Below are 26,556 nucleotides of genomic sequence, written 5' to 3'. Positions count from 1 at the left end.
TATAGAATAGTATTAAGTTTACAACTGTAAAAATGAAACATAAACACCAACAATCAATAGGAAGATATTCCTATTCTACGTTTCCTATTGATTTTATCAAAAATAAGAATAGTAGGTGATACCTTTTTCAATAGTAGTACAGGACAATAGAACTACATAATAAATCGTTTACTTCTTAGGTTAACTTCGTAAAAAGGGGAATGTATCATGAGTGGTTTTTCGCCAAATAACAATAGAGATAAAATAACCAATAAAACTTCTAATCTAGCTCCAGGAGAGGTATCCAAAAAAAAGACGGAAGGAACAGATCTAATAAGTCTTGAAATTGCCCAACAGGCTGGTAAATTGGGAGTTTGGGAATATGACATCGTTCAAGATCAATCCTACTTAAGTAAACAATTACTAGAATTAGCAGGCATTGATCCTAATGCTAATTTTACACCATGCCTCCAAAAAGCGTTAGATTTCATTCATTCAGATGATCGAAATGTGTATAAAAACATCGTAATGAAATCAATTAACAATAAAGAACATTTTAGTAAAGAATTAAGAATTATACGAGTCGATGGCAAAGTGATACATGCTTATGTTCAAGCTCAGCTAGTCTTCGACGAGAATAATAACCCAATCCGTATGGTAGGAATCGTAAAAGATATTACGAGTATGAAACAAATGGAACATGAGCTACAGGAAACCGAAAGCAAATTTCAACATTTAGCTGATAATCTACAAGCAGGAATATGGACGTTTGATGCAAAAAATTCAGAATATTGGACATCTAAAGGAATTGAAAAAATAACAGGATATATACCGAATGATTTCAATTCTAATTTTACTTGGGATTCTATCGTTCATCCAGATGATAAATCATTATATTCTTCGCAGCAGAGTAGACTCCAGCAAGGAATAAACCTGTTTCATCAATATCGAATTGTTCATAAAAATGGAGATCCTGTTTGGGTTCAGGATCAAACCTTACCAGTACTAGATCGGCATGGAAACTTAATAAGATTAAATGGAATCATAACGGACATTAGTGATCAAAAAGTGTGTGATGAGAAAATTAAACGATTAGCCTATCATGATCATTTAACTGATCTTCCAACAAGATCACTATTAAGTCAAAAAATAGAAGCGTTGATGAAAGCATATCGTCAAACACCGCACGAATTTTCGCTTATGTATGTAAATATTGACAGGTTTAAGAGCATTAACAACACACTTGGCTACCATATCGGAGACAAACTACTAAAACAAATTTGTAAGCGAATAAATAGTTTTTTGTCTAACAATGAAATGCTTGCAAGAATTAGTGGCGATGAGTTTGCTGTTTTACTAAGCAATTACGATCAACCCGATTATCCGATAACAATCGCTAAAACAATCATTGATGGCTTTCATGAGCCGTTTATCGTAGATGACTATGAATTACATTTAACAACAAGTGTAGGAATAAGCACCTTTCCACATAATGGGGAATCTGTAGAAGAGCTATTACAAAATGCTAATACTGCTCTTAGTCGAGCAAAGAAATTGGGTAAAGACACGTATCAAATCTACTCCCCTTCCTTAAACATTGATTCATTTAAACAGTACTATCTAGAGCGAGATTTAAGAAAATCAATTGAAAATAATGAGCTACAAATATATTTTCAACCAAGAGTAGAAGCTTCAACAGGCAAAATTGTTTCTGCAGAGGCGTTAATTCGTTGGGAGCATCCTGTCTGGGGCATGGTTTCACCAGGGGAATTTATTCCTTTAGCAGAAGAAACTGGATTTGTAAATGAGATTGGTGATTGGGTACTTAAGGAAGTCTGTAGGTTTTTAAAAGAATGGGAAAAGGATAATCTATCTATTGTTCCAATATCCATTAATATTACAGCACAGCGATTTTTAAAGAGTAATTGGAAAGAGATGTACACTACTATTTTAGAAGACACAGGTACGGATCCTGCACTAATTGAGTTAGAAATAACGGAAACAACTATTATTCAATATGAAAAACCTGTGGAAGATGCACTTATTTATTTGAAGGAATTGGGAATCCGTATTGCACTCGATGATTTTGGAACTGGATACTCATCTCTTTCTTACATTCATAAATTTCCAATCGATACGATCAAGATTGATCAGTCATTTACAAGACAAATAACAAAATCGGATGATGTAGAAGTAATTATTAAATCTATCATCTTTATGGCCAAAGGGTTAAAGTTAAATGTTGTCGCTGAAGGAGTCGAAACTTTTGAACAGCTAGCCTTTTATAGAAACCAAGATTGTAGTGAAATTCAAGGTTATTTATATAGTAAACCTGTTCCAAAAAAGGATTTCCGTTCCTTACTAAAACGACAAATGTTAAAAATATCCTTTGACGAAAGTACTCAACTATCTAAAAATAGAAGGAAACATTTCAGGATTCCATTAACTTTTCCAATTGCTGCGTCTATGACTCTTTCTACGATGAACGGAAAAAATGTAAATATCGGGAAAAATGATGTTCTCATCGAAGATATTGGAGCAAGTGGTTTGAAATTTTTAGCGAATATCCATCTACCTGTACGGTATGATATCCTTTATGAATTTGAAACAACGATCATGAATAAAAAAATAACCTTATACGGAAAAATAGTTAGGAAGGAAGAAATAAAAGGCGTTTTCTCTTATGGGGTAGAATTTATCTTTGATGGACCAGAAAGAGATAATTTTATTAATACGTTAAACCAATTTTCAGTTCAACTACGTAAAAACCCATTCGTTCCAAACTCTAATATTATAAGGGATGATCGATTTACTTACCTAAAAAAAAGAAAAAACCAAACAGTGATTGAACAAATAATTAGCTTATAATTATTTGTTAGGTTGGGAAAGTTGTTTTATCGGAAAATTTAGTCCCTTTTTCCTATAAGATCATGTATAATTGTGTCTAAATAGTGTCTATAGAAAGAAGGGATAACGATGAGTCATCCTGAAAAAATAAATATATTACTGGTAGATGACCGACCGGAAAATTTATTATCTATTGAAGCAATTATTGAAAAAGATGAATATCATCTCGTGAAAGCTTCTTCTGGAGAAGAAGCCCTTAAATATTTATTAAAGTATAATTTTGCACTTATTTTATTAGATGTTCAGATGCCTGACATGGATGGGTTTACGACGGCAAAAATAATTAAAGCCCGGGAAAAAACGAAGGATATCCCAATTCTATTCATCACCGCAAATAATATGGAATCAGAACACATCTTTATGGGGTATTCCGTTGGGGCAATAGATTATATTTTAAAGCCTATTGATCCACTCATTTTAAAGGCAAAGGTTGAAGGTTTCGTTGATATCTATAAATTAAAACAACAGCTGATCCAAAAAACTGACAAGTTACAAGAAAAAACAGCTGAATTAGAAAAAGCAAACAATGAACTATCACAAACTACCGAACAATTACGCTTATCCGAGGGATTAGCAAACGTTATTAGTGAAACCTCGCTTGATGCAATGATTGTACTAGATGAAGATGGAATCATTAAACGTACGAATCCATCTGTAAATAAAATGCTTCAGTATCGTTATGAAGAAATCATTGGCCAACCGATATACACATTATTTAAAGAAAAAGACGCAAAGGAATTTATAGGGGCAATTTTACAAGCCATTCATGATATGGGACATATCAAAGGGTATAAAAATCAAGAAGAAATAACTATCACAAAAAAAGATGGAACAACTTTCCTTGCTGAAATCCAAATCGGATTAAAGACGATTCAATCTACTATTATGATCGCATGCACAATTCGAGACATAACAAAGCAGAAAAAAAATGAGCAAATGATTAAATATATGGCGTATCATGATATGTTAACCGATCTTCCCAATCGAAGAGCATTAAATACAAGTCTTCCCAAGTATATAAATAGAGCAAAAGAGCTTAATCAATCCCTTGGGATACTGCTATTAAACATGGACCGCTTTAAATATGTAAACGACTCTCTTGGACATGCAATCGGCGATCAAATTCTCCAAGAAATTGCTACTCGTCTTACTACAACCGTTCGAAAAGATGATGTTGTCGCAAGAGTAGGAGGAGATGAGTTCGCCATCATATTACCAAATACAGATCGGGAAAAGTCGTTAGAAATTGCCGAACAAGTTATTGCCGAGTTTCAAAAGCCCTTATTTGTAAATAATTATGAATTATATATTACAACTAGTATCGGATTAAGCGTATTCCCATACGATGGTGAAGAATATTTGGAGTTAATTAAAAATTCTCATACTGCTTTGTATCGAGCGAAAGAGCAAGGGAAAAACAATTACAATGTCTTTCATTCAGGGATGAATATGCAATCCTATCGCTCTTTCTCCATGCAAAATGATTTACGAAAAGCCATTGAAAGAGAAGAATTTGAATTATATTACCAGCCCCGAGTGAATATTGAAACCGGGAAAGTGGACAGTGCAGAAGCTTTACTAAGATGGAATCACCCTAGCTGGGGAATAGTTCCACCACTTGAATTTATTCCATTAGCAGAAGAAACCGGACAAATTGTTGAAATAGGAAAATGGGTTTTAAAAACCGTATGTGAACAAATTGCATCGTGGAAAAAAGAAGGAATCCCACCTATCCGAGTTGCGATTAATTGTTCTGCACAACAGTTCTTGCATAAGAATTTAATCTCCAAGTTAGATCAATTTATTAGTCAATCTGAAGTAAATCCTACATTACTTGAAATTGAAATTACAGAATCGGTTCTATTAAAAAATGAAGATATGACCACTAAGATGATCCATCAACTAAAAGAAATGGGAATTACCATTAGTATTGATGATTTTGGTACAGGCTACTCTTCACTACATTACCTAAGCAAGCTACCAATCAACACCTTAAAAATTGATAAATCCTTTACGCTCGGAATAGATGATAAGACAAATCAAAACCGATCTATTATTATGACCATTATCTCGCTAGCAAAGTCGTTAAATATGAATGTGATTGCAGAAGGGGTAGAAACAGAGAAACAGCTAAAATTTTTACGTACGCAACAATGTGAAGAAGTTCAAGGTTTTCTATTTAGCCCACCTATTCAACCAGACCTATTACAAGATATCCTGTTACAAGAGGATTATAAAATAGAGATATTTAAAAACAATAAACCTGCTAAAACAGTGGAAAAAGTTGCAATTCAAAATAATAATCCTATTGAGAATGAGGATATTATTCATGCAGCATTACTTCAAATCAAGGAAAAACACGCTATTTCCTCAAGAGAATTAGAAGTATTTGAACTAATACTAGAAGGCTTAAGTAATAAAGAAATATCGGAAAAATTATTTATTAGTGAACATACAGTAAAAAATCACATTTCACGTATATTCCAAAAACTAAATGTGAATGACCGTGCACAAGCTATGGCAATGGTATATCAAAATTGTATCAATTAGGGTAAGTTAGCATCTTACCCTCTTTTTTAGCAGAAAGAATGTCAAACTTTTCTTACCTGTATTAGTGCAACAAGGGCTATTGCAATCAAGGTTTGGTACGTTTTCAAAGAAGGGATGATCACCTTGAAAATCAGAACAAAATTATTGTTAGCACTCAGTACCTTACCAATTCTAATTTTAATTACAATTGGTATTGGAAGGTTTCAATTAGCTAACTTTTATGAAATTAGTAGTACGCTTCAGGATAATTATGATCTTTCCGTAGTAGCTAACACGATTAATACAGACTTAAAAGACGAAGCTATTAGTCTACGAAACATTCTTATGACAGATGATGAGAATATCATTCAACATGAGATAAGTAGTATTCAAATCGTAAGTGAACGGATTATGGATAATTTAAGCCTATTAGAATCCAAAGCATATACACCAGAACAAGAAGCTTTAGTTAATGATTTAATAGAGACTAATGAAAAGTATAATACATACCAAGACCAAATACTTCAATTAGTCACAGCTGGAGAAAACGATGCAGCAACAGCCTTAATGCAAGAAACATCACAGGATTTTCATAGTCAATTTATGGCATCCATTTCGGAAATATTAACAACCTTTGAAGCTGGTATGAATTCTACCATTGCAACTGTAGAGGAGGATTTTTCTAGAAGCATTATCCTTCAATCCGTAATCATTGCTGTATCGACCTTTTTTATTTTACTTTTACTATTTAGAACGGTTTGGTTATTATCCTCTCGATTAAATAAAGTATCAAAAGCGATGAATGATATAGCTAATGAAAATATAGATTTAGACACTAGAGTAGAAGTCTCTGCAAATGATGAGATAGGAGAAGTTGCCCAATCATTTAATCAATTAGCTGCTGCAGTAGAAGAAAAAAGGAAATCAGAAAAGGAATTAATTTGGACAAAGTCAAATATTGCTGATGTTACCTCAAGTTTAACTGGGGCAAAATCTGTTGAAACCCTTTTAGAAACATTTCTATCTAAAGTGATTCCATTAGTAAATGGTAGTCACGCTGTCTTTTATGTAAAAGAAGAATTAGACCATGAGCAAGAGCCAGTTTTCAAGCTACGTGCATCCTATGCCTTTCAAGAAAGAAAGCATATGACAAATGAAATCCATTTAGGCGAAGGATTAATAGGACAAGCAGCATTAGAAAAAACACCGATTATCTTATCTCATGTTCCATCAGACTATGTTTCTATTAAATCAGGACTTGGAGAAGCGCCTCCACTCAACCTATACGTGGTACCAATACTATTTGAAAATGATGTAAAAGCAGTTCTAGAGATTGCATCCTTTGAATCGTTTAGTGAAAGTGAACGTTCTGTAATTGAAGAACTATCCTCTGACTTAGGTATTATGCTTGAAAGCGTAATTGGTAGATATAAGCTTGCTAAAGCTTTAGAGGAAAGCCAAACATTAATGGAAGAAATTCAAGCACAATCAGAAGAACTACAAACACAACAGGATGAACTAAAAACTACGAATGAAGAATTAGAACAACAAACGATTGCACTTCGAGAATCAGAAGAGAAGCTTCAAATGCAACAGGAAGAATTGGAACAAACGAATGTTGAATTAGAAGAAAAAGCGAACGACTTAGAAGAACAAAACAAGAGATTTGAAGAGAAAAATCAAGAATTAGAACAAGCACGCATGGAGTTAGAAGAAAGAGCAAAACAGCTGGCACTAAGCTCTAAATATAAATCTGAGTTTCTAGCAAATATGTCACATGAATTACGAACACCTTTAAATAGTATGTTAATTTTGTCTAATTTACTATCGGAAAATACAGAAGGTGCACTATCCCCTAAACAAGTGGAATATGCCAACACAATCTATTCTTCCGGTAGAGATTTACTAGCATTAATTAACGATATTCTTGATCTATCTAAAATTGAATCTGGAAAAATGGATGTTCATACGAGTCATGTCCATGTACATGATTTAGCTGAATTTGTAGAAAGTAATTTTAGACCAGTTGCTGATAAAAAGAATGTGCAATTCCATATTAATTATGATAATAAGTTACCAGAAACGATTTACAGTGATGAAATTAAAATCCAACAAGTACTTAAGAATCTTTTATCCAATGCCTTTAAATTTACGAAAAAAGGGGAAGTAACCCTTGAAATTACGAAACAACAATTAATAGGCATGAAACCAACCTATGTATTCTCCGTACATGATACAGGAATTGGAATTTCAAAAGAAAATCAAGAACTTATTTTTGATGCCTTCCAGCAAGCTGATGGAACGACAAGCCGCAAATATGGTGGAACTGGACTTGGACTATCCATTAGTAAGGAAATCGCCTCCTTATTAGGAGGGAGCCTAACCGTTGACAGTGAAGAAGGAAAAGGTAGTACCTTCACGTTCTATGTAACAGATTATGATGATCAAACTGATTCTAACAATCCACTATGGCTGGAGGAATTAGCTGGAACTGTCGAGCCAGAAGCTAAACCACCTCAGCAAGAAATAAAACATGAGATCATTACGCAACCAGAACAAGCTACCAAATTAATTGTAGAAGAAAATAGTCACATTAAACGATTATTAATTGTAGATGATGATCTTGTTCAACGAAATAGCTTATTAGAATTGGTTGGTGAAATGAATGTTATCATCAAGGCTGTGTCCACAGGTAGTGAGGCGATTAAGGAACTGACACGAACCAAATTTGATTGTGTTGTGTTAGACCTAGGGCTAACAGATACAACAGGCTTTGAACTTCTGGAAGAAATGATGGAACTTGAAAAAAATGATGAATTAAAAGTAATTGTTTATACTGGCAGAGATCTCACATCGAAAGAGGAACGCTATTTAAATAAATACACGCATACGATTATTATAAAAGATCAACATTCTCCACAACGATTAAAGGAAGAATTGAAACTATTCTTAGTTGATGATCAACAGGAAACAGACCAAATGAGCCAAGTTGCTTCACAGGAAGAAATAAAATCAACCGTTTTTAGTAATATGAGGGCTTTAATTGTAGATGATGATGTTCGTAATGTCTATGCATTATCTAGCATTCTTGAAGTGCAAGGAATGGATGTTAGCTTTGCCGAAAATGGATTAGAAGGACTAGAAATGCTAAAGAGTACTCCTGGTATTGATATCGTGTTAATGGATATTATGATGCCTGAAATGGATGGATATGAAGCTATTACGAGGATTCGCGAAATACCATCGTTCAAAGAGCTGCCGATCATTGCTTTAACCGCAAAAGCAATGATAGAAGATCGAGAAAAATGCCTTGCAGCTGGTGCATCGGATTATATAGTCAAACCTATTAATCCCGAACAACTCATTTCCTTAATCAAAGTATGGTTATTTAATCAAGATGGGAAAGATAACTAACATGGAAACTACTTTCAATGACAAGGGCCAAGATGGTTCCTCCGAAGAATTAGAACGTCTACAAATCAAATTATTTTTAGACGGAATATATGAGTGGTATGGCTATGATTTTCGCGATTACGCTTATAATTCCATAAAACGAAGAATCTGGCACCGTGTATATAAGGAGAAGCTTTCGAGTATTCTCGAATTATTAGATAAGGTGCTATATGAACCAACATGTTTAGAAAATCTAATTGCAGATTTTTCTATCAACGTAACCGAAATGTTTCGTGACCCATCTTTTTTCTTCCATTTTCGAGAAAAAGTTGTCCCATTATTACGTACCTACCCATCCATCAGGATTTGGCATGCTGGATGTGCTACCGGTGAAGAAGTATATTCGATGGCAATCCTCTTACAAGAAGAAGGACTATATGAGAAAACCAAAATATATGCAACTGATATTAATGATAAAGTATTGAAAATAGCTAAAAATGGACAATTTCCACTAGAAAACATGAAAAAATATACCAATAATTATCTACAAGCTGGTGGGAAAATGGCTTTTTCAGAGTATTACACCGTTACAAATAATAATGCAAAGTTTCACCCTACCTTATCAAGAAATATCATTTTCGCACAGCATAACCTTGTTACGGATCAATCATTCAATGAATTTCATGTAATCCTTTGTAGAAATGTCTTAATATATTTTAATAAGCAACTGCAATATAAAGTACATGATCTTTTTTATAATAGTTTAAGTATGTTCGGTGTATTAGGTCTTGGAGATAAAGAAATGATCGCTAATAAAGATAAAGCGGAATGTTACGACCCATTAAGTCCAAAACAAAAATTGTATCAAAAGGTGAGATAAAGTGCATCTTCATTGGTTTCACATCGTGGAGTTGAGGTGGTGGAACTTCAACTATACGTGATAAAGTATATCAATCAATGGAAAATCCGAACTAATTAGTTTTAGTTCGGATTTTCTTTTGGGATAATTTTTGTAAGCTTTGTTGGTAATTTTACATAGAATCCGCAATAACCGGAAATGATGGTTGGTGCTTTATTACTCGCTCCGAAAATACACTTCCTTTCCGCGGGCGGCTGGTGAGCTTCCTCGTGCTGTCGCACTGCGGGATCTCACGGATGTCTTTGCTCCCGCAGGATTAGGAAAGCTACGTCAGCGTTCCATCGCACACAGAAAAAGTGGTTTGCTTTTTCAAGGAGGCCTCGTGTATTTTCTCCGCTATGATTTTGCTCTTTAATTTATAAAATAACTTGTTTTAGTCTAGTCATTGGAGCGGAGCGCAGCCGTTTCCTCAAAAATTTCAAACGATGTAAAGCTGTCGAAGTATTCTTTTAGCCTGCGATTACTTGGCCCACTGAAGACCTTTGTCCTGCGGGAACAGCACGTACCTAAATACCTCACATTGATTGCCTAAGTCTGATCGTATCACTTTGAAGCATAGTTCCTCTGCGCAAGGGAAAAGTAGTATATTTAAGATGTTTCCTGGCTGAAGCCGTGTCCGCGGCAAAGTAGACACTGTGAAAGTGAATGTAAGGAGCTTGAACAGATGTCGCCCTTGTGCTGGAAGTGAAAGCGACTGCTCGAAGCGTAAATCACGTTGCTGGTACTTGGTCCTCTCTTGCGTGTTTACTAGGCAATAAGTTACTGCGCTTTCTACATCAACTACGACTTAAGATTCAGCAGTAAAAAAATACCATCCTATACTTCTTGCCCTAAATCATTCGTCTTTGGAATGGAGTTGTTACAGTCTCGTTTTTCCTACTCTTGAGCTATATAATTAAGTGCAATAAGGATTGCACCAAATGCTTGTATCCAACTACCTATCAAAATAAAGAAACTTCCATCATCACCTACGACACGTTTGCTTATACTTTGTAGTTTCTGTTTTCCGCCAATGGCTTGCAAGGAATTACCAATTGCTTGCAATAAGTTACCGATTCTATTGAAGGATGGATTACCCAGACCACCCGTACTAACAAAAGATATGCCACCTCCTAATGCTTGGATTAATTCCCCTTTTATTGATAAGATCAGTTTTTGTTCCTCACTATTGGAAATTAATAATCCATATATAACGGTTGTATTTCCAACTGCTTGAGCTTTATTTCCGAGCGAACTTAATGTAGTTTGCCCTGATGCCTGTAATGCACTTCCCGTAGCTTGTAGTGTATTTCCTAGAACATTTAAATCATGTTGATCATTTTTATCAATAAAACCTGTTGGAGTAACGGATATTGCTGATAGAACCGTACCAATTGCTTGCAAGCCTGCACCTAAATAATATTCCCCCATCTTTCATCACCTGTTAATCATCCTATATACTTATGGTATTCATATACAAATACATCGGTTTAGACTATAAACAAGCAAGGTGGAGTATTAGATTTTAATTATGATGAATCAATAAATTTTATTTTTTTCCCTATCTTTGTATAGGAGAGAAACAAAAAAAAGTGATATAATTAGTATTAGAATCAAGTATTAGACACAAGGGAGATATGTAGATGGTTAAAGTAAGAATGAACGTTCAAACAGCATACCATGGGGAACTATTACGGGCAGGTAAAGTCTATGAAATTGATGAGAAAACAGCCAAACGATGGATTACAAGTAAAATAGCTGAAATAGTAGATGAAAAATAATGAAGATATGAATCCCGCTACCATCTGTTGTTCTGATGATAACGGGGTTTTTTAATGATGACGTTATACCATCACCAATTCTTTAAATCTTTCTAACTCGACTGGCTCCTCTACATCATCATCATGATTCCATACCGTATGCAAATATACTTCTGAAATGCTTTTTTTCCTGGAATCATTTTTGGACATTAAATCAACAGCTACTACACTTTCAAAAATAGTAGCCATGTTTTCAGCAATTTGTTTGCAATAATAGGTTTGAAGTTGAGGAGATTTTTCTTTCAATTCCTTTATCTTATGATCTAATTTGTTGGTCGTCTCTACTAGTCGACGAACCCAAACATCAATTTCTTCATCAATCCCATGTGCATTTTCCAAACGATCAAGCATTTCTTCTACAAACAAGCTCCCTACATTGTATTTCCCGATTAATCGTAATACCTCTAGTCCTAAAATATTAGCCGTACCTTCCCAAACGGTTAACACTTGGGCATCTCGTAATAGACGTGGTGTAACAAAATCCTCAATATAACCATTTCCACCGTGCATTTCAATTGCTTCATGAGCAAAATGAATAGCCTGCTCTGCAGTTTCTTTTTTCATAATCGCAACATACAAACGGAATAAGAGCTGATCTTTTTGAGATGCTTTTGTCTTCGTCTCCTTCCCCATCACTTGATCCATTAATTGTATCACTTCAAACATAGCATTCATTTCTACTTCCTGTTTTGCAACGAGCTTACTTAATGTTGCTTGAACCATGGGATAATTCGTTAATTTACTTCCAAATGCCTCTCGCTGAAGCGCATAATTTCTAGCCTCCAAATAAGCTCTTTTCATGATCCCTAATGAAGCAATCGCATTGGAAACACGAGATAAGTTTAAGGCTTCAATCATATAGTAGAATCCTTGATTTTCTTCACCAACTAAATACCCTTTAGCATTCTCAAACTCAACCTCTGCAGAAGGTACAGCACGAACACCTAGCTTATCTTTTAATCTACGAATTCGCAGTAGTCCCTCTGTGCGATTCTCTTCCCATGGTACAAGAAATAAGCTAAGTCCTTTTGTTCCATTTGGAGCCCCTTCTATTCGTGCCAGCACCATAGCTACGCCACATGTTCCTGCATTACTAGCAAAATACTTTTCACCTGAAATTCGGAATGCATCCCCATCTTTTACCGCTTTCACTTCATTCGCACCGACATCCGAACCACCCTGCCGCTCTGTTAAAAAAGTGGCACCTTCATATAACTCCACATCCCCTGTAGAGAGGACATGGGGTAAAAACTGTTCTTTTAATTTCGATGAAGCATAATGGTCAATCAAATAAGCTGTTGCTTTTGACAAGGTTACAGGACAATAGAAGCCAGCTTCAGCGTGGGATAGTAAATAAGCTTGGGCAAATGAATAGACATAGTTTCCTTTTCGACCTAATTCCGGAATTTCCTTATGAACATACCCTACAATTCCTGTATGATAGGTATCTGTAATTGTCTGTTTATACCCTTCGTTTAACCATACTTGCGACACTTCTTCTCCCATTTTGTCATACCGTATTAACCGTGGCTGTCCTTCCCGATCGGTATGAACTGCACGTTCATCAATCGGTCCTGCACATAACGCTCCAAAAGCGTCCAATTCCTCGTCTGCCCACTTAAAGAAATCCTCTGGTAGCATATGTTGAAGTATGCCTTTCAGGTTAGGATCCTGCCGATAATAGTTTGTCATTCTCCTCATCCTTCCCTAGTTTGTTATCCTTTCACGTAGCTGATTTTTTAATAATTTCCCTGTAGCATTCCTAGGAAGCGCTTCCATTTTTTCGTATAATCTCGGAATCTTATAATCAGCTAACTTATCCTGCAAATAATCCTTACAGATATCTGCTAGATTATCTACCTCTCCTTCGGTTACAACAAAAGCTTTAACCGTTTCCCCCCAATCTGGATTCGGAACACCAACTACAGCAACATCAGCAATAACCGGGTGTGTAATTAATAGATTTTCAACTTCCTTCGGGTAAATATTTACGCCCCCAGAAATGATCATGTCTTTCTTCCGGTCAATCACCCAATAGTATCCATCCTCGTCCTGCATCGCCATATCTCCGGTATATAGCCACTCTCCGCGTATAGATTTTGTAGTTTCTTCTGGGGACTTATAGTATTCCTTCATATTCCCTTCCCCACGAAGAATGATTTCACCAATTTCACCTTGCTCCACATCTTCGTCATTTTCATCTACAATTCGAATTTCACAATCTAGTGCTGCTCGTTTACCAATACTTCCTGCTTTGGTATCGTGTTCCTCAAATCCGAGTAATGTACCATTTGGCCCAGCTTCTGTTAATCCATACACACAAATTAGGCGATTGGTTTGAAATTTCTCTTGAACAAACTGAACCTCTTGCATTGATAAAGGTGCTCCCCCATAAACCCAATATTCCATGGATGATAGATCAAATTCATTAATTTTAGGGTGCTTGCTACTAGCTAAATATGCAATCGGTGCTCCGAAGAAATGGGTAGTTTTTTCTTTCGCAACGGTTTCTAGTAGTAGATCTGGTGTAAAGGTAGGAACTAATACATGTGTTGCACCGACATATGTTCCTGCCACCATAAAAAGATGTAAAGGTGCCGAGTGACTTAATGGCATCATATGAAGCACCCTACTTTCAGGTTTCATCGTCATTTCAATGCAAATCATTCTTGCTACTGTTAGGATGCTTCGGTATGTGAATACAACTCCTTTGGGGGTACCGGTTGTTCCTGAAGTATATAAGATAGAAGCCTCATCATCCTCCGTTAATGGACAAGTTATTTCAGTTTTGCTTCCTTCTGCCAGCAGATTTTCAAATGATAACCATTCACCTACTCGAGATCCTGTTTTAATGAAAATCAGATCATGTTCATCTGAGAGGTTTTCCAGTTGTGGAAAAAGCAATTCATGTGTGACAAATACCTTTGCATCACTATGTTCTAAAATATAAGTAATCTCCTGTTGGACAAGTTTTGCGTTTATCGGAACAATTAATGCACCAAGGCGTTGCACAGCAAAATAAGTGAATAAAAATTCCTTTGTATTCGGCATATGAAGTACAACCTTATCTCCTGTCTGTACGCCTAGCTCACTTAAACTATTAGCTAACTTATTGACTGCTTCATTCCATTCTAAATAGGTTAGTCGTTCCTGAGGTGTAACCAATGCTTCCTTATTTGGGTATTTCCTTGCTTGCGCTGCAAGTATATTTGGTATATTCATTACGAATCACTCTCCAACTCATCTAATTTAGTTTGAAAATCTTCCAGTAACCTTTCCATCTCTGTACGAATTCTTACTAAATCCTCTATCCGATTCGACACCTCCTCTATTTTCCCCTTTCCATATTCGATTGTTTTTTGTAGTTGTTGCTTTCCTGTTGGGTCACGATCAAATAACTGGATCATTTCTCTAATTTCCTCTAAGCTAAATCCGTATTTTTTCCCACGAAAAACAAGCTGCAGCCGGATTTGCTCTTTTCTAGTAAACACTCGTTGTCCACCAGCAGATCTCTCCGGATGTATTAATCCTAACTCTTCATAATAGCGAACCGTTCTTGTTGTTATTCCAAATTGTTTTGCTATGTCTGAAATCGAATATGTTCCTTTATCTGTCATACGCCCTCACCTTTATCCCTGATCCAACCTGCATTTATTTAGCTAATTTTCTAACAATACTAGTTTATCATTAACGTTAACGTTAAGTTCAATACTATTATAAAAGATTCATGATTTTTGGTAATGCTGAATTATGGTTCGGATGTGCTGAATTATGGTCTGGAAATACTGAATTACTCTCCGGATGTGCTGAATTATGCTCCCAATCCGCTGAATTACTCTCTCAATCCGCTGAATTACTCCCCCAATCCGCTGATTCCCCTACGATTATGCACACAACAAAAAGACCATTTCCCAACGAAATGGTCTTTTCTATATATTAACTATACTTATCTATTAGCAAAAAATGCTTCTGCCTTCTCTAAAAATACTTCTTGATCAGGCGTTAAATCATATTCCTCTTCTATTGCGCTTACAGGACATGCCGCTTTACAAGCTCCGCAATCAATACAAACATCTGGATCTATGTAAAACTGATCTGGTCCTTCTTCTATACAATCAACGGGGCATACGGTAACACATTCTGCTGCCTTCTCCGGCCCACATGGATCTAAAATAACAAAAGCCATCGATTGTAAACCTCCCTACTTAAGCTTTGAATACATTATTAATGATACATGCTTATACGAAGCAAGTAAACCATTTAATAATAGAAAACTCAGCATTTTTTGGGCATTAATAAGTGAACTTTCAATCAGTGGAGCGACTTACCGCCCGTTCGGATAAATAATTCCTCTGTTTCATACAATGGTTCAATATTTACTACTGGTAATGAAAAGTAAAACTTCGCTCCCTCTCCCTTTTTACTTTCAACCCAAATTTTTCCTTGATGGAGTTGTATAATCTCTTTCGTTATAGCGAGCCCTAATCCATTCCCCTTTTCTTTCCCCCTCCTTCTTTTCGTATAGGAACGCTCAAAGATTAGTGGTTGTTCTGCTTCTGGAATTCCTACTCCTTGGTCTTCCACAACAAAAATTGCTTCCTTTTTACTTTTTAGATCCAAACTAATACGTATATATCCCTGTTCCATATGTTGAATTGCATTAGAAACAAGATTAGCCATTACTTGTTCCATTCGTCCGACATCTACTTCTACTAAAGGGTAAACTTCTCTTTCATCATCCTCTATGTTCCACTCAAATGTCAGCCCAGAATTGTGAATTTCCCATTCTGATTGACTGCAGAGTCGTTGAAACAATCGGTCGATCGGAACTGCTTCCAAGGATAGCGTGATATCCCCTGACTCTAGTTTTGCTAAGTCAAATAAGTCTTGCACCAACCCATCTAAGGATACGATCCGTGATTTTGCTGCCTTTATATAGTGATAATGTTGTTCAGGATTTTCCAATAAACCCTCTAACATAATATCAATATATCCTTTTACAGCTGCAAGTGGAGATCTTAGATCATGGGTAATATTTGAGAGCATTCGACGTCTATTCTCTTCCGATTTTTCTAGAGATTCATTTGCTTGCTGCAAGTTTTTATTGGCTTCATATAGTAATGCCGTTCTTTCGGTTACTTTCTCCTCCAAGTTTGCATATAAGTTAGCATTTTCAATTGCAATAGCTACTTGGGATGCAATGACGGATAAGAGTTCCAAACGCCCCTCCGTAAATACATGGGTAGACTGATTATTTTCTAAATACAAGACCCCTGTTAACGTATTTTGATATAAAAGTGGTAAACAAAGGACCGATTTTACACCGCTTTGTTTAATATATTCATCCTCTATAAAATCACCTTGACTAAAAGCATTATCTAATACAACTGGCTTATGGCTTTGGTACACATAGTTTACAATCGTTTGGGATAAATAAACTTCATCAAGGGTTTTTAATTCCTCAAAAACATGTACTCCACCAATTACATCATTACTTGCAGCTGCTTGAAGCTTATGATCGCGATTTAATAGAAAACATACATATTCTGCTCCTGCGTTTGTGAGCACAATTCTCATTGCTTTTGCCAATAATTGCTCAAATCTCATTTCATCCGAAATAGCAGCAGCAGCCTGTAATGCTGCATCAATATCAAGTAATCCTTCCCCATAACCAATCCCATTTTCTTGTTTAGGAGTGTTGATGAATTCTAGGTTTTCTTGATAGAGTAAAGAAGCTTTTCGCTCTGCACCCCATTTACGATACGCTACATAGGCATTGCTAAAATATGTTGTGGCAATGATAGACATGTTTTGTTTCTTATAATAATTCCCAGCACATTCGTAAGCAATCGCTGTATCTTGTAAAAATCCGTTTTCTATAGCAGATTCGATTGAATCACTATAGATTTTCGAAGGATCATTTTTCGTACACTGTTCCCATTCGGCTTTTACCAAGAGATATTTATGTTTATAATTTACAGGTGATTGGATCGCCCATTTTTTAAGTTTAGCTAAATTCCTTTTCAACTTTTTCCTTCCGGTTGAGATATTAATATCTCCAGTTCGAATTAATCTCGTTAACCATAAAGCATGATAATAGTAATAATCTGGCGTAATGACTAGTACATGTGATTGGTCAACAAGATGGTCTATTTTTTCAATTGCTTCCATTGCTTTTTGTTTTGCATTTAATAAATAAGTCATCTGCAACCGAATTGTGTAATGCATGATGGTTGCTGGTATATCTTCTGCAAACTCTTGGTAATCCCAATTCAACTTTGAATCTTCATTAGAAAATATGTCAATCCAGTATAAGATTTCTGTCAAGAAATTATCGGTCAATGCATATTCATGTTGTTTCGCAAACGTTAATTGTCTTTCAATTCCTCTTGCAACCACTTTCAACTGATCTCCTTTAATATACAGAAGTAAGCCAATAAATGCCCCGTTTGCTCCTGCTAAATGAAGATTTCCAGATTCAATACACATTTGCTGAGAGCGTTCTAGGTGCTCCACGCTATATTTTAAATGATGTTTCCAGTGACCTACAAAGCTACCATAGACGAAATTCACCCGAGCTTTTATACTTGTGTCATGGTATTTTTCACTGTGTTCCATAGCTAACTTTCCAAAGTAGATGCTTCCATTATAATCATTAAACCCTGCACTTAATGTCAATGCATAATTATTATAAACAAGAGCTGAAATGTCCATATCTCCATATTTCAACATAAACCGAATTGCTCGAAGCATTAATACAGTCGCCAGATTTTGATTCACATGATATGCTGGACCATTGCTATTAATCAATGTACGTAAAACCTGCCGATGATCTTTTGCTTTTACAAATGGAAGATCTAACAAATCCCCAGTCTGCTTCTTAGCGAGAGCTAATTTTGTCCGTAAGAATTCAATCCCGACTGATAATTTACTAGGAGTTTTTCGAATGTTCCAGCCGAATAACTTCAAGCCATCCAAGCCAGTATCTACAGCCTTTTCCACTTCATGAATATGTGTATACAATGCAATTTTTAAGTTATAAACAGTTAATTGATCCAATCGAGATTTAGCCTGTTGTACCAATTCATTAAATATTTTCTCTGCATCCTCAAACAGATTATTTAAATAGAGTGTTTCTCCAAGTCCTAGCAAAAGATTAAATGTTAATTCATAGTGATTTTGCCAACGATCCTTCGGAAGAAGTTCATGACCAACCTTAAAGAACTCTAATGCTGCTTCTGATGCTGCACTTTTTTTCGCACGTTCTCCGGCCATCCAATTCCAGCGAATCAAGCCAAATCTCTCGTGATCACTTAACTTATCTCTACTTATATTTAAATGATTTACAATTTCAAAGATATGTTCTTCTAATTTCTCCGCTGAATAACGTTTAAGTAATTCTTTTCCAATATTCAAGTGATTTTCAATCCGTCTTTCCTCTGACATGGTCATATAAAACGCTTGTTGTACCTTATCATGGAGAAAAATATATTGAGGTGGATTGGAATCAATAAATGAGATTCTTTCATTTGGGTAAACCCATTTATAACTAGGGTCTAATGGAATGATTAAGCCTTCTTCTAGCCCTTTCCAAAGTAATTCTGCCATCTTTACATAGCTATTTCGAGTTAGGAAGGAAAGAGATTTTAAATCAAACTGGTTACCAAAACAGGAAGCATACTGAAGTACGGATATGGTCTCATGAGGTAATTTCCCAATACGCCTAATCATAAATTCAAGAATATCGTCCTTGATGGAGAATTCTTTTAACCGTGTTAAATTTGCTTGCCATTCCGCTGTACTCGCATCAAAGTAAAATACAGATTCCTCATGAAGCGTTTGAAAAAGCTGTACCATAAATAAAGGATTCCCCTGTGTTACTCGGTACATAAACGCTGCTAAAAATTCCTCATCACCTTTATCCAATGAAAGCATTTCATTAATCCATTGCTTAATATGTCCATATTTTAGTGCCGTTACGGGAATTTCCGTGATCGGAACCGATTCTTCCTCTAACTTGGCAAGCATTGCTTCAAATGGGTGTCCTACTTGTATTTCATCCTGTCTGTAAGCACCAACAACTAGAAAGTGATGAATGTCAGAACTACATAACAAGTAATCAATTAAGTCTAATGTTGCTGCATCAGCCCACTGTAAATCATCCATAAACAGGACAAGCGGATGATCCTCCCGAGCAAAAATTCCTACAAATTTTCTTATTGCTTGACGGAATCGGTTATGAACGCCCTGTGGTGGTAGCTCGGTTAGATTAGGCTGGGTACCAATAATCCATTCAATTTCTGGAATAAAGTTTGCAATCACATTAGCATTAGACCCCAACTCCTCTTCCAATACTCGTTTCCATTGTTGTATTCGATCAGATCCCTCTGTTAAAATCTGATTAACCAACTCCTGAAAAGCTTGTACAAAAGGTGCATAAGGAATTTGCTTTTTTAGTTTCATAAATTTTCCAGAAATAAAATAACCCTTATCTCGTGCCAATGGTTTGTGCAATTCATTTACTAATGCTGTTTTCCCTATTCCAGAAGGTCCAGGAACAAGTATTAATTCGTTCGATCCACGTTGAACATCGTTAAATTTATCAATCAATGTATTAATAGCTTCTTTTCTTCCATATAATTTAGTTTGCTTTTCCATTATCCCTTGTTTGCTATTTCGGTCTAAAACAAATTCGGAAATATCTCCAAATTGATTAAACTCTTTTAGACATAATTCTAAATCAGTTCGTAAACTATTTGCACTTTGATAACGGTCATCTGGATTTTTAGCAAGTAATTTTAAAATGATACGAGAAATTGTATCAGGTATTTTAGGATTTATTTCTTGTGGAGACTTCGGTTTTTTAGCTAAATGTGCATGAATCATTTCTGCTGGTCCTAATTGTTTAAAAGGTACTTCACCGATCATCATTTCATAATAAATAACCCCCAGTGCATATAGATCTGCTCGATAATCCATGCTCCGATTCATACGTCCCGTTTGCTCGGGAGACATATAGGCAACCTTCTCCTTAAATTGGTAGGGACTAACATGCGGAAAATGTCTTTCCGTAGGTAAAGTAGTTGCTTGATGAAAAGCCGTTAATGTAATGTGATTTGTTTTTGATTCTAATAGAATATTTTTGGGATGTAGTGATTTGTGGATAATATGCTTGTGATGGACTTTCTCAATAGTTCCAGCAAGTTGTATTGCCATTTTAAGAAATGTACCAATATCCATTGCCCCATATTTATTCATCCAATCCATTAAGGTATATCCATCAAAATATTCCGTAATAATAAAGGCCTTTTCACCTACTCTTTCCAACTTATTCGGGTGAAGAATATCTACATCAACTAGCTCCTTTGTTAAGTAATATTCATGAACCGTTTCTGCCGCGGCATATTCTTCAGAGAGGTCATTATTTATCTTTTTCACTCCAACGAAACGTTGATCATCCTCTGATAATGCTTTATATAAACTCCAACTTTCTCCTTCTATTTGTTGGATCATCATTTGATAACCTGGTATTTTTTCCATTTCAATCATCCTATTAAGCAAATTTTAAGTTAAATTTTATATTATTTTAAACAAAACTTTAATTCTAACTATTATGCTTAATTCTGAGAGGTTAAAGGGGGGAAATATCATGTTTAAAAAACACGATACGAAAATGATAGGCTTATCAGGGAAAAGCGAGCAATTAGACGAGGAGTGGTTAATTTTAATCATGGAAGCAAAAAAAATGGGATTAAACCCAAATGAAATTAGAGAATTCTTAAATAATCCCAACACTTATTCGGAAGTTTTATCTATAAATTTGTAACCAATTCCTCGAATGGTTTTTATATAGGTAGGATCATCTGGATTGGCTTCGATTTTTTTACGTAAATTACTAATATGTACCATTACAGTTCGGTAATCACCTAAACTATCTTCACCCCAGATTAATTCAAACAGTTTTTCGACACTATAAACACGCTCAGGATTTTGAGCTAATAGACTTAATATTTGAAATTCCTTCGCAGCTAACTTAACAACTGACCCATTTAATTTAACCGTTGTGCTTTCTAAATTAATGAATAATCCTGGATATTCCAACACAGATTGTTTCTTTGAAGTATCACGATTGTTAGGTTGGATAGGTGGAAAGGTTCGACTCCGACGTAAATGTGCTTTAATTTTAGCTACAATTACTGCAGGACTCGTCGTCTTTGAGATATAATCATCTCCACCGACTCCTAAACCTAGTATTTTATCCATATCCTCTTCCTTAGAGCTAAGGAACAAAATTGGAACCTCTGTTTTTTTTCGAATAAGATGACATACTTCAAATCCATCAAGATTAGGCATAACAACATCTAACATGATGAGATCTGGTTGGTGAATCTCAAGAGTTTCTACTGCTTCGATTCCATCCCCTGCAGTTACGACTTCATATCCGTTTTTCTTCAAGTAGACACCAAGTACCTCTATCATATCCGGATCATCATCAACCAACAAAATGACTTCACTTGCCACAGATTACCCCCCCTTCCAATAAATCAAAATATTACCAATTATCTAGATCTATTATACTATTAAAGGATAAATGTTACGAATTTAAAGGTTTAGAAAATTATGGCTGTTGGAGAATTTTACACATATTTAAAAAACATAGCTTTTGCTAAAGAGATTCATGAAAAGAGTTTTGTATATTTTAGAGCCATTATACTCTTGAGTACAAGTATTTATGACAAATGACATAGTTGTACTTACTTTGCAGAATAAGAAAGCTTACTTAACAAACAAAAGCGCAGGCGCTAGAGGTGGACATGGCTATCACTATAGTTATGCGCATCTTGACTATTTTAAAATTTCCTAGACAATGAAAAAAGAGAATCCTCATAAGATACGAGAATTCTCCAAACTTGTTTATGCCTGTTAGTCTCTAGGTGCTTCTTTTAATTCTTCACCATTTTTCCCTTCATAGCGTAATCCCCAGCCGGTTAATGCTGCAACAAGCATAACAATGACTAAGAACCATCCTTGAAATACAAATGGGAACACTTCTGTTGGTTGAACTACCGGTAACCAAGAATATGTTTTTTCTTGTAATGAACTAATGGTTGACCATCCTAATAAAACCGGAGCTCCCCATGGAAAAATATAACCTAAAGCAGATGTTACAGCATCTAGCATATTTGCTCTACGATAGCGATGAATTTTATACTTTTCGCCTAATTCTCGTACAAATGGTGCAGCTGCAATTTCAGCTGCTGTGTTGATTGTGATTGCACTATTTAACATGGCTACAATTCCCCATATAGCAAATTCGGCACGGCGAATGGAATTTTTAATCCATTTAACTAATCCTGTTGTAATTGCCTCCATCGTTCCACCTAAACGAAGTAAGTGTGCAGCAGCAACGATTAACAGAATTAATATGGCCATGTTAACATAACCGGTAATCCCATCAATTAATGCTCCTTCAACAATGGCATCCGAATCAGGATTAAACCTTATAATTTCTGAGAACGTACCTAATTTTAAAAAGACAATTAATGGAATGGCAGATATAATTCCCCATGTTAAAGACGTAATAAGATGATGGCCTGATAATGCAAGTACAAGTACTATTGCAAATGGAACAAGCATGATTAGTCCAGCAGGATTTGTTGATTCAACCATTGCATTAACTGCAGCTTGCTCAGTTTCCACGGTTTCACCCGCACCACCGAAAATTGCAAATAATAACGTAGCAGGTACCGCTGCGATAATCGAATACTTAAAACGTGATCGTACTACCCCTGGTACATCTGCATCCTGAGTTGTAGCAGATACAATAGTCGTATCCGATACCGGAGCTAAATTATCTCCAAATACAGCACCTGCCAAAATTGCTGCAAACAGCATTACAGGATCTGCCCCAACAGCAATCCCTGCTGGAAACATTAACGTACAAAATGCCACTGTTGTACCATATCCTGTTCCAACCGCAGTAGAAAACGTAGCAGCCAATAAAAAGGTAAGTGCCACAAAAAGTCCACCTTCTACACCAGTTACAGAACCAACCCAAACTAATCCTTCTACTAATCCACCAACTTGAAGAACCTGTGCAAACATCCCAGCATAAAACCAAGCAACCATGGCAATTACACCAACTGGTTGAGCTAGTCCATCAAATAATCCCTGTGCATAATCTGCCCATTTACTCTTACAAAAAAGTAATCCAAGTGTTAAACCTAGTACTGCCCCTAATACTAGTCCAATTTCAGATGACAGTTGAAGTACACTAATGGATATTGCCCACACCACAAAAAATACTAAAGGTACTGCAGCTCCAAAAGCTCCAAGCCTAAATTCTAATGATTTAACCTCTTTCTCTCCTGTAGCACGTTCTAATTCTTCATTGTTTGACATGTTCTCCTCCTCCTTAGAAAACTAGTCATTCCTCAAGTCTTTTCGCGAATGACTTCGTTTAGCATTGCAGATAAGAAAGTATCGTACTTTTTAACTGCAAAAACAAGTTACAATCCTTTTTGGTGTAAATTTGATAAAACTATACAACTATTAACTTATCATACAAAACGAAAATTTTGAATATAATGTTGTTTATAATATTTTCCACTCATTACTTTTTCAGCTTAGCTAATGCTTCTGCAAGCGCGTTATTTGTAAAACCATCATCCTGTTTTTTTAAATACTTATTTACGTCTTTTTTAGATACTTTTTGCTTTTTCTCCTGTTGTTTGCGTTTATTAAACGACGACAGCTTTTCACGATGGCCACATTTACAAATGAACATCTGCCCTTCACCTTCACCACGAAGCTCCAATCGTTTGTGGCAATTCGGACAACGAGCATTGGTTTTCTTGGCAATATTTTTCTTATGCCCACATGAACGATCCTGACAAACTAGCATACGTCCATGTTTGTTATTTACTTCAAGCATTAGTTTCCCACAATCAGGACATTTCGTTCCTGTCATATTATCATGTTTAAATTTCATATCAGTAGACTTAATTTCCTGTACAACTTCTTTTGTGTATTCTTTAATTTCCGTAATAAATTTATTTTTATTTAATTTTCCTTCTGCAATTTGGCTTAGCTTTTGTTCCCACTCAGCTGTTAAAGCTGGTGATCTTAATTCCTCTGGAACAAGCTCTAGTAATTGCTTTCCTTTGGAGGTAATAAAGATATGCTTTCCTCTCATTTCCATATAATTAATGTTGAAAAGCTTCTCAATAATATCTGCTCGTGTAGCAACTGTGCCAATTCCACCTGTTTTGGATAAGGTTCCAGCAAGATGTTTTTCTTCTGGATTCATATAACGGGCTGGATTTTCCATTGCCTGTAAGAGTGCTCCTTCCGTGAATCGCTCAGGAGGCTTCGTTTCACCACTTGTTAATATGGTACGGTTGCCAGTAATTACATCACCTTGTTTTACAATAGGAAGTTTTTGATCGTCAGTGGAATCATCATCTTCAAATCGATTATCATAAACCTCTTTCCAGCCCTGCTTTTTAACTATTTTTCCTTTAGCCGTAAATCGCTCGGAATGTATTCTTGCGTGAACTACTACTTGTTCATACTCATAAGGTTCCGACAGTACAGCCAAGAAACGTTTTACAACTAAATCATATACTTTTCGCTCTTTATCATCTAAATCCTGTAAAACAACTGGTTGTTCAGTAGGAATAATCGCATGGTGATCACTCACCTTACTATTATCAACTACTGATTTAGGTAACTTAAATTCTCTACGCAATACTTTATTAGCTATTGTTGCATATTGATCTACTCCACATGCTTTCACACGATCTTTTAAGGTAGGAACAATATCTGTTGAAATAACTCTGGAATCGGTCCGTGGATACGTTAAGACTTTATGCTGTTCATATAATTTTTGCATGATTGATAAGGTCTGTTTTCCAGAAAATCCAAAAATACGGTTCGCATCACGTTGTAGCTCGGTTAAATCATATAATTGTGGAGCATATTTCTTCTTATAATTCTTATCCACTTTTGCTACTTTCGCAGGCTCCCCTTTTACTTTTTCTAGTAATTTTTCCGCCCTGTCTTTGGAGAAGAGTCGAGAGTTATTTTTGTCATCCTGCCAAGTGAATGTAATTCCTTGATTCGTTTTAGCTTCTATACCAAAATATTTTTTAGGCTTAAATTCTTGAATTTCCTTTTCCCTCTTAGCTATCATAGCAAGGGTTGGTGTTTGCACACGCCCACTTGATAGCTGTGCATTGAATTTTGTTGTCAGTGCACGTGTTGCATTTAACCCAACATACCAATCCGCTTCAGAACGTGCTACAGCGGACGCATATAAATTTTCATACTTACTCCCTGGCTTTAATTGATTGAAACCATCGCGAATGGCTTTATCGGTTACAGATGATATCCAGAGTCGTTTTACCGGTTTCTTCACACGTGCTTTTTCAATAATCCAGCGAGCAACAAGCTCCCCCTCACGACCAGCATCTGTTGCGATTACAATATCTTTTACATCCTGACGATTTAGTTGATGTTTCACTGAACTAAATTGCTTGCCAGTTTTTTTCATCACAATTAGTTTTAAATTCGACGGGAGCATCGGCAAATCCTCTAAGCGCCATGTTTTGTATTTTTCATCATAAGCTTCTGGATCGGCTAATGTAACTAAATGGCCTAATGCCCATGTCACAATATATTTTGAACCTTCCATGAATCCATTGCCTTTTTTATTACAATTTAGAACACGGGCAATATCACGACCTACAGAAGGCTTTTCTGCTAATACTACTGTTTTACTCATTTTAATTATCCTCTCTTTATAAAGTGAATCTTCAATCAGTGGTGGGATTATTCATCCCACCACTGACTGTTAGATGAACGAATCGGTCATTTACTGGCAGTTGATCCTCCACTTAACCTCCTTGGTTTTACCTCGTAGGTTTGAAGTGGGAGGCTTACTGCCAGTTATATGCGGGATAAAACCTATAACGCTACTTTACCATATATACGTTTTTTACGCAGTTTGACTGGCACAAGCACACTTCA

The 26,556-nt window shown here is 35.8% G+C and carries 15 protein-coding genes; 6 read left to right on the top strand and 9 right to left on the bottom strand.

All coding sequences use genetic code 11. From position 1 onward, the window contains the following. The first annotated feature begins 207 nt into the window (after nucleotides 1–207). From GMD78_RS11585 to GMD78_RS11570, 4 genes are all read left to right on the top strand, one after another. Nucleotides 208–2,847 carry an EAL domain-containing protein gene (locus GMD78_RS11585; protein WP_155668975.1) on the top strand — a complete coding sequence of 880 codons (2,640 nt, stop codon included), beginning with the start codon at nucleotides 208–210 and terminating at the stop codon, nucleotides 2,845–2,847. A 108-nt stretch (nucleotides 2,848–2,955) separates the two neighbouring features. Further along, nucleotides 2,956–5,436 carry an EAL domain-containing protein gene (locus tag GMD78_RS11580; protein WP_155668974.1) on the top strand — a complete coding sequence of 827 codons (2,481 nt, stop codon included), beginning with the start codon at nucleotides 2,956–2,958 and terminating at the stop codon, nucleotides 5,434–5,436. A 123-nt stretch (nucleotides 5,437–5,559) separates the two neighbouring features. Continuing rightward, on the top strand, nucleotides 5,560–8,829 hold the full coding sequence (locus tag GMD78_RS11575) for a response regulator (RefSeq protein WP_196493790.1): 3,270 nt from the start codon (nucleotides 5,560–5,562) through the stop codon (nucleotides 8,827–8,829). Between the two features lies 1 nt (nucleotide 8,830). Beyond that, a complete protein-coding gene (locus GMD78_RS11570; protein ID WP_155668972.1) occupies nucleotides 8,831–9,688 on the top strand; it encodes a CheR family methyltransferase in 858 nt (285 codons plus the stop codon). 915 nt (nucleotides 9,689–10,603) lie between these two features. On the opposite strand, the gene GMD78_RS11565 is transcribed toward GMD78_RS11570, so the two are convergent. Further along, entirely contained in the window at nucleotides 10,604–11,137 is a 534-nt protein-coding gene (locus tag GMD78_RS11565; RefSeq protein ID WP_155668971.1) for a DUF6944 family repetitive protein, read from the bottom strand. A 212-nt stretch (nucleotides 11,138–11,349) separates the two neighbouring features. Here GMD78_RS11565 and GMD78_RS21360 point away from each other — a divergent pair, with 212 nt between their 5' ends. After that, nucleotides 11,350–11,487: a hypothetical protein gene (locus GMD78_RS21360; RefSeq protein ID WP_196493789.1), complete on the top strand. Its 138-nt coding sequence runs from the start codon at nucleotides 11,350–11,352 to the stop codon at nucleotides 11,485–11,487. Nucleotides 11,488–11,550: 63 nt separating this feature from the next. Here the strand turns inward: GMD78_RS21360 and GMD78_RS11560 are convergent, their stop codons facing one another. The 5 genes from GMD78_RS11560 to GMD78_RS11540 form a co-directional block, all read right to left on the bottom strand. Beyond that, nucleotides 11,551–13,227 (bottom strand): acyl-CoA dehydrogenase family protein, encoded by a 1,677-nt coding sequence (locus GMD78_RS11560; protein ID WP_155668970.1) that lies wholly within the window; start codon nucleotides 13,225–13,227, stop codon nucleotides 11,551–11,553. A gap of 6 nt (nucleotides 13,228–13,233) precedes the next feature. Then, complete coding sequence (locus GMD78_RS11555) at nucleotides 13,234–14,748, bottom strand: class I adenylate-forming enzyme family protein (protein ID WP_155668969.1); 1,515 nt, start codon at nucleotides 14,746–14,748, stop codon at nucleotides 13,234–13,236. Beyond that, a complete protein-coding gene (locus tag GMD78_RS11550) occupies nucleotides 14,748–15,143 on the bottom strand; it encodes a MerR family transcriptional regulator (RefSeq protein WP_155668968.1) in 396 nt (131 codons plus the stop codon). Before GMD78_RS11550 ends, GMD78_RS11555 begins: the two co-directional genes overlap by 1 nt. 329 nt (nucleotides 15,144–15,472) lie before the next feature. Continuing rightward, the gene (locus GMD78_RS11545; protein WP_155668967.1) at nucleotides 15,473–15,712 is read right to left on the bottom strand and encodes a ferredoxin family protein; all 240 of its coding nucleotides are present in this window, start codon (nucleotides 15,710–15,712) and stop codon (nucleotides 15,473–15,475) included. Nucleotides 15,713–15,837: 125 nt separating this feature from the next. Then, nucleotides 15,838–21,066, bottom strand: a complete 5,229-nt coding sequence (locus GMD78_RS11540) for an ATP-binding sensor histidine kinase (RefSeq protein WP_196493788.1) — start codon at nucleotides 21,064–21,066, stop codon at nucleotides 15,838–15,840. Nucleotides 21,067–21,175: 109 nt separating this feature from the next. Here GMD78_RS11540 and GMD78_RS11535 point away from each other — a divergent pair, with 109 nt between their 5' ends. Then, nucleotides 21,176–21,352, top strand: a complete 177-nt coding sequence (locus tag GMD78_RS11535; RefSeq protein ID WP_343042269.1) for an anti-repressor SinI family protein — start codon at nucleotides 21,176–21,178, stop codon at nucleotides 21,350–21,352. Here GMD78_RS11535 and GMD78_RS11530 read toward each other — a convergent pair. The 3 genes from GMD78_RS11530 to GMD78_RS11520 all read right to left on the bottom strand — a co-directional run bounded on the left by GMD78_RS11530 (nucleotide 21,322) and on the right by GMD78_RS11520 (nucleotide 26,311). Continuing rightward, nucleotides 21,322–22,047 carry a response regulator transcription factor gene (locus tag GMD78_RS11530; RefSeq protein ID WP_343042268.1) on the bottom strand — a complete coding sequence of 242 codons (726 nt, stop codon included), beginning with the start codon at nucleotides 22,045–22,047 and terminating at the stop codon, nucleotides 21,322–21,324. The two genes, GMD78_RS11535 and GMD78_RS11530, sit on opposite strands and share 31 nt — an antisense overlap. A gap of 402 nt (nucleotides 22,048–22,449) precedes the next feature. After that, a complete protein-coding gene (locus tag GMD78_RS11525; RefSeq protein ID WP_155668965.1) occupies nucleotides 22,450–23,928 on the bottom strand; it encodes a Na+/H+ antiporter NhaC family protein in 1,479 nt (492 codons plus the stop codon). A gap of 211 nt (nucleotides 23,929–24,139) precedes the next feature. Then, entirely contained in the window at nucleotides 24,140–26,311 is a 2,172-nt protein-coding gene (locus GMD78_RS11520; RefSeq protein ID WP_155668964.1) for a DNA topoisomerase III, read from the bottom strand. Between the last annotated feature and the right edge of the window lie 245 nt (nucleotides 26,312–26,556).

It is taken from the genome of Ornithinibacillus caprae (assembly GCF_009728145.1).
Lineage (GTDB): Bacteria > Bacillota > Bacilli > Bacillales > Amphibacillaceae > Ornithinibacillus > Ornithinibacillus caprae.
This window is presented reverse-complemented; position numbering and strand designations above follow the sequence as displayed.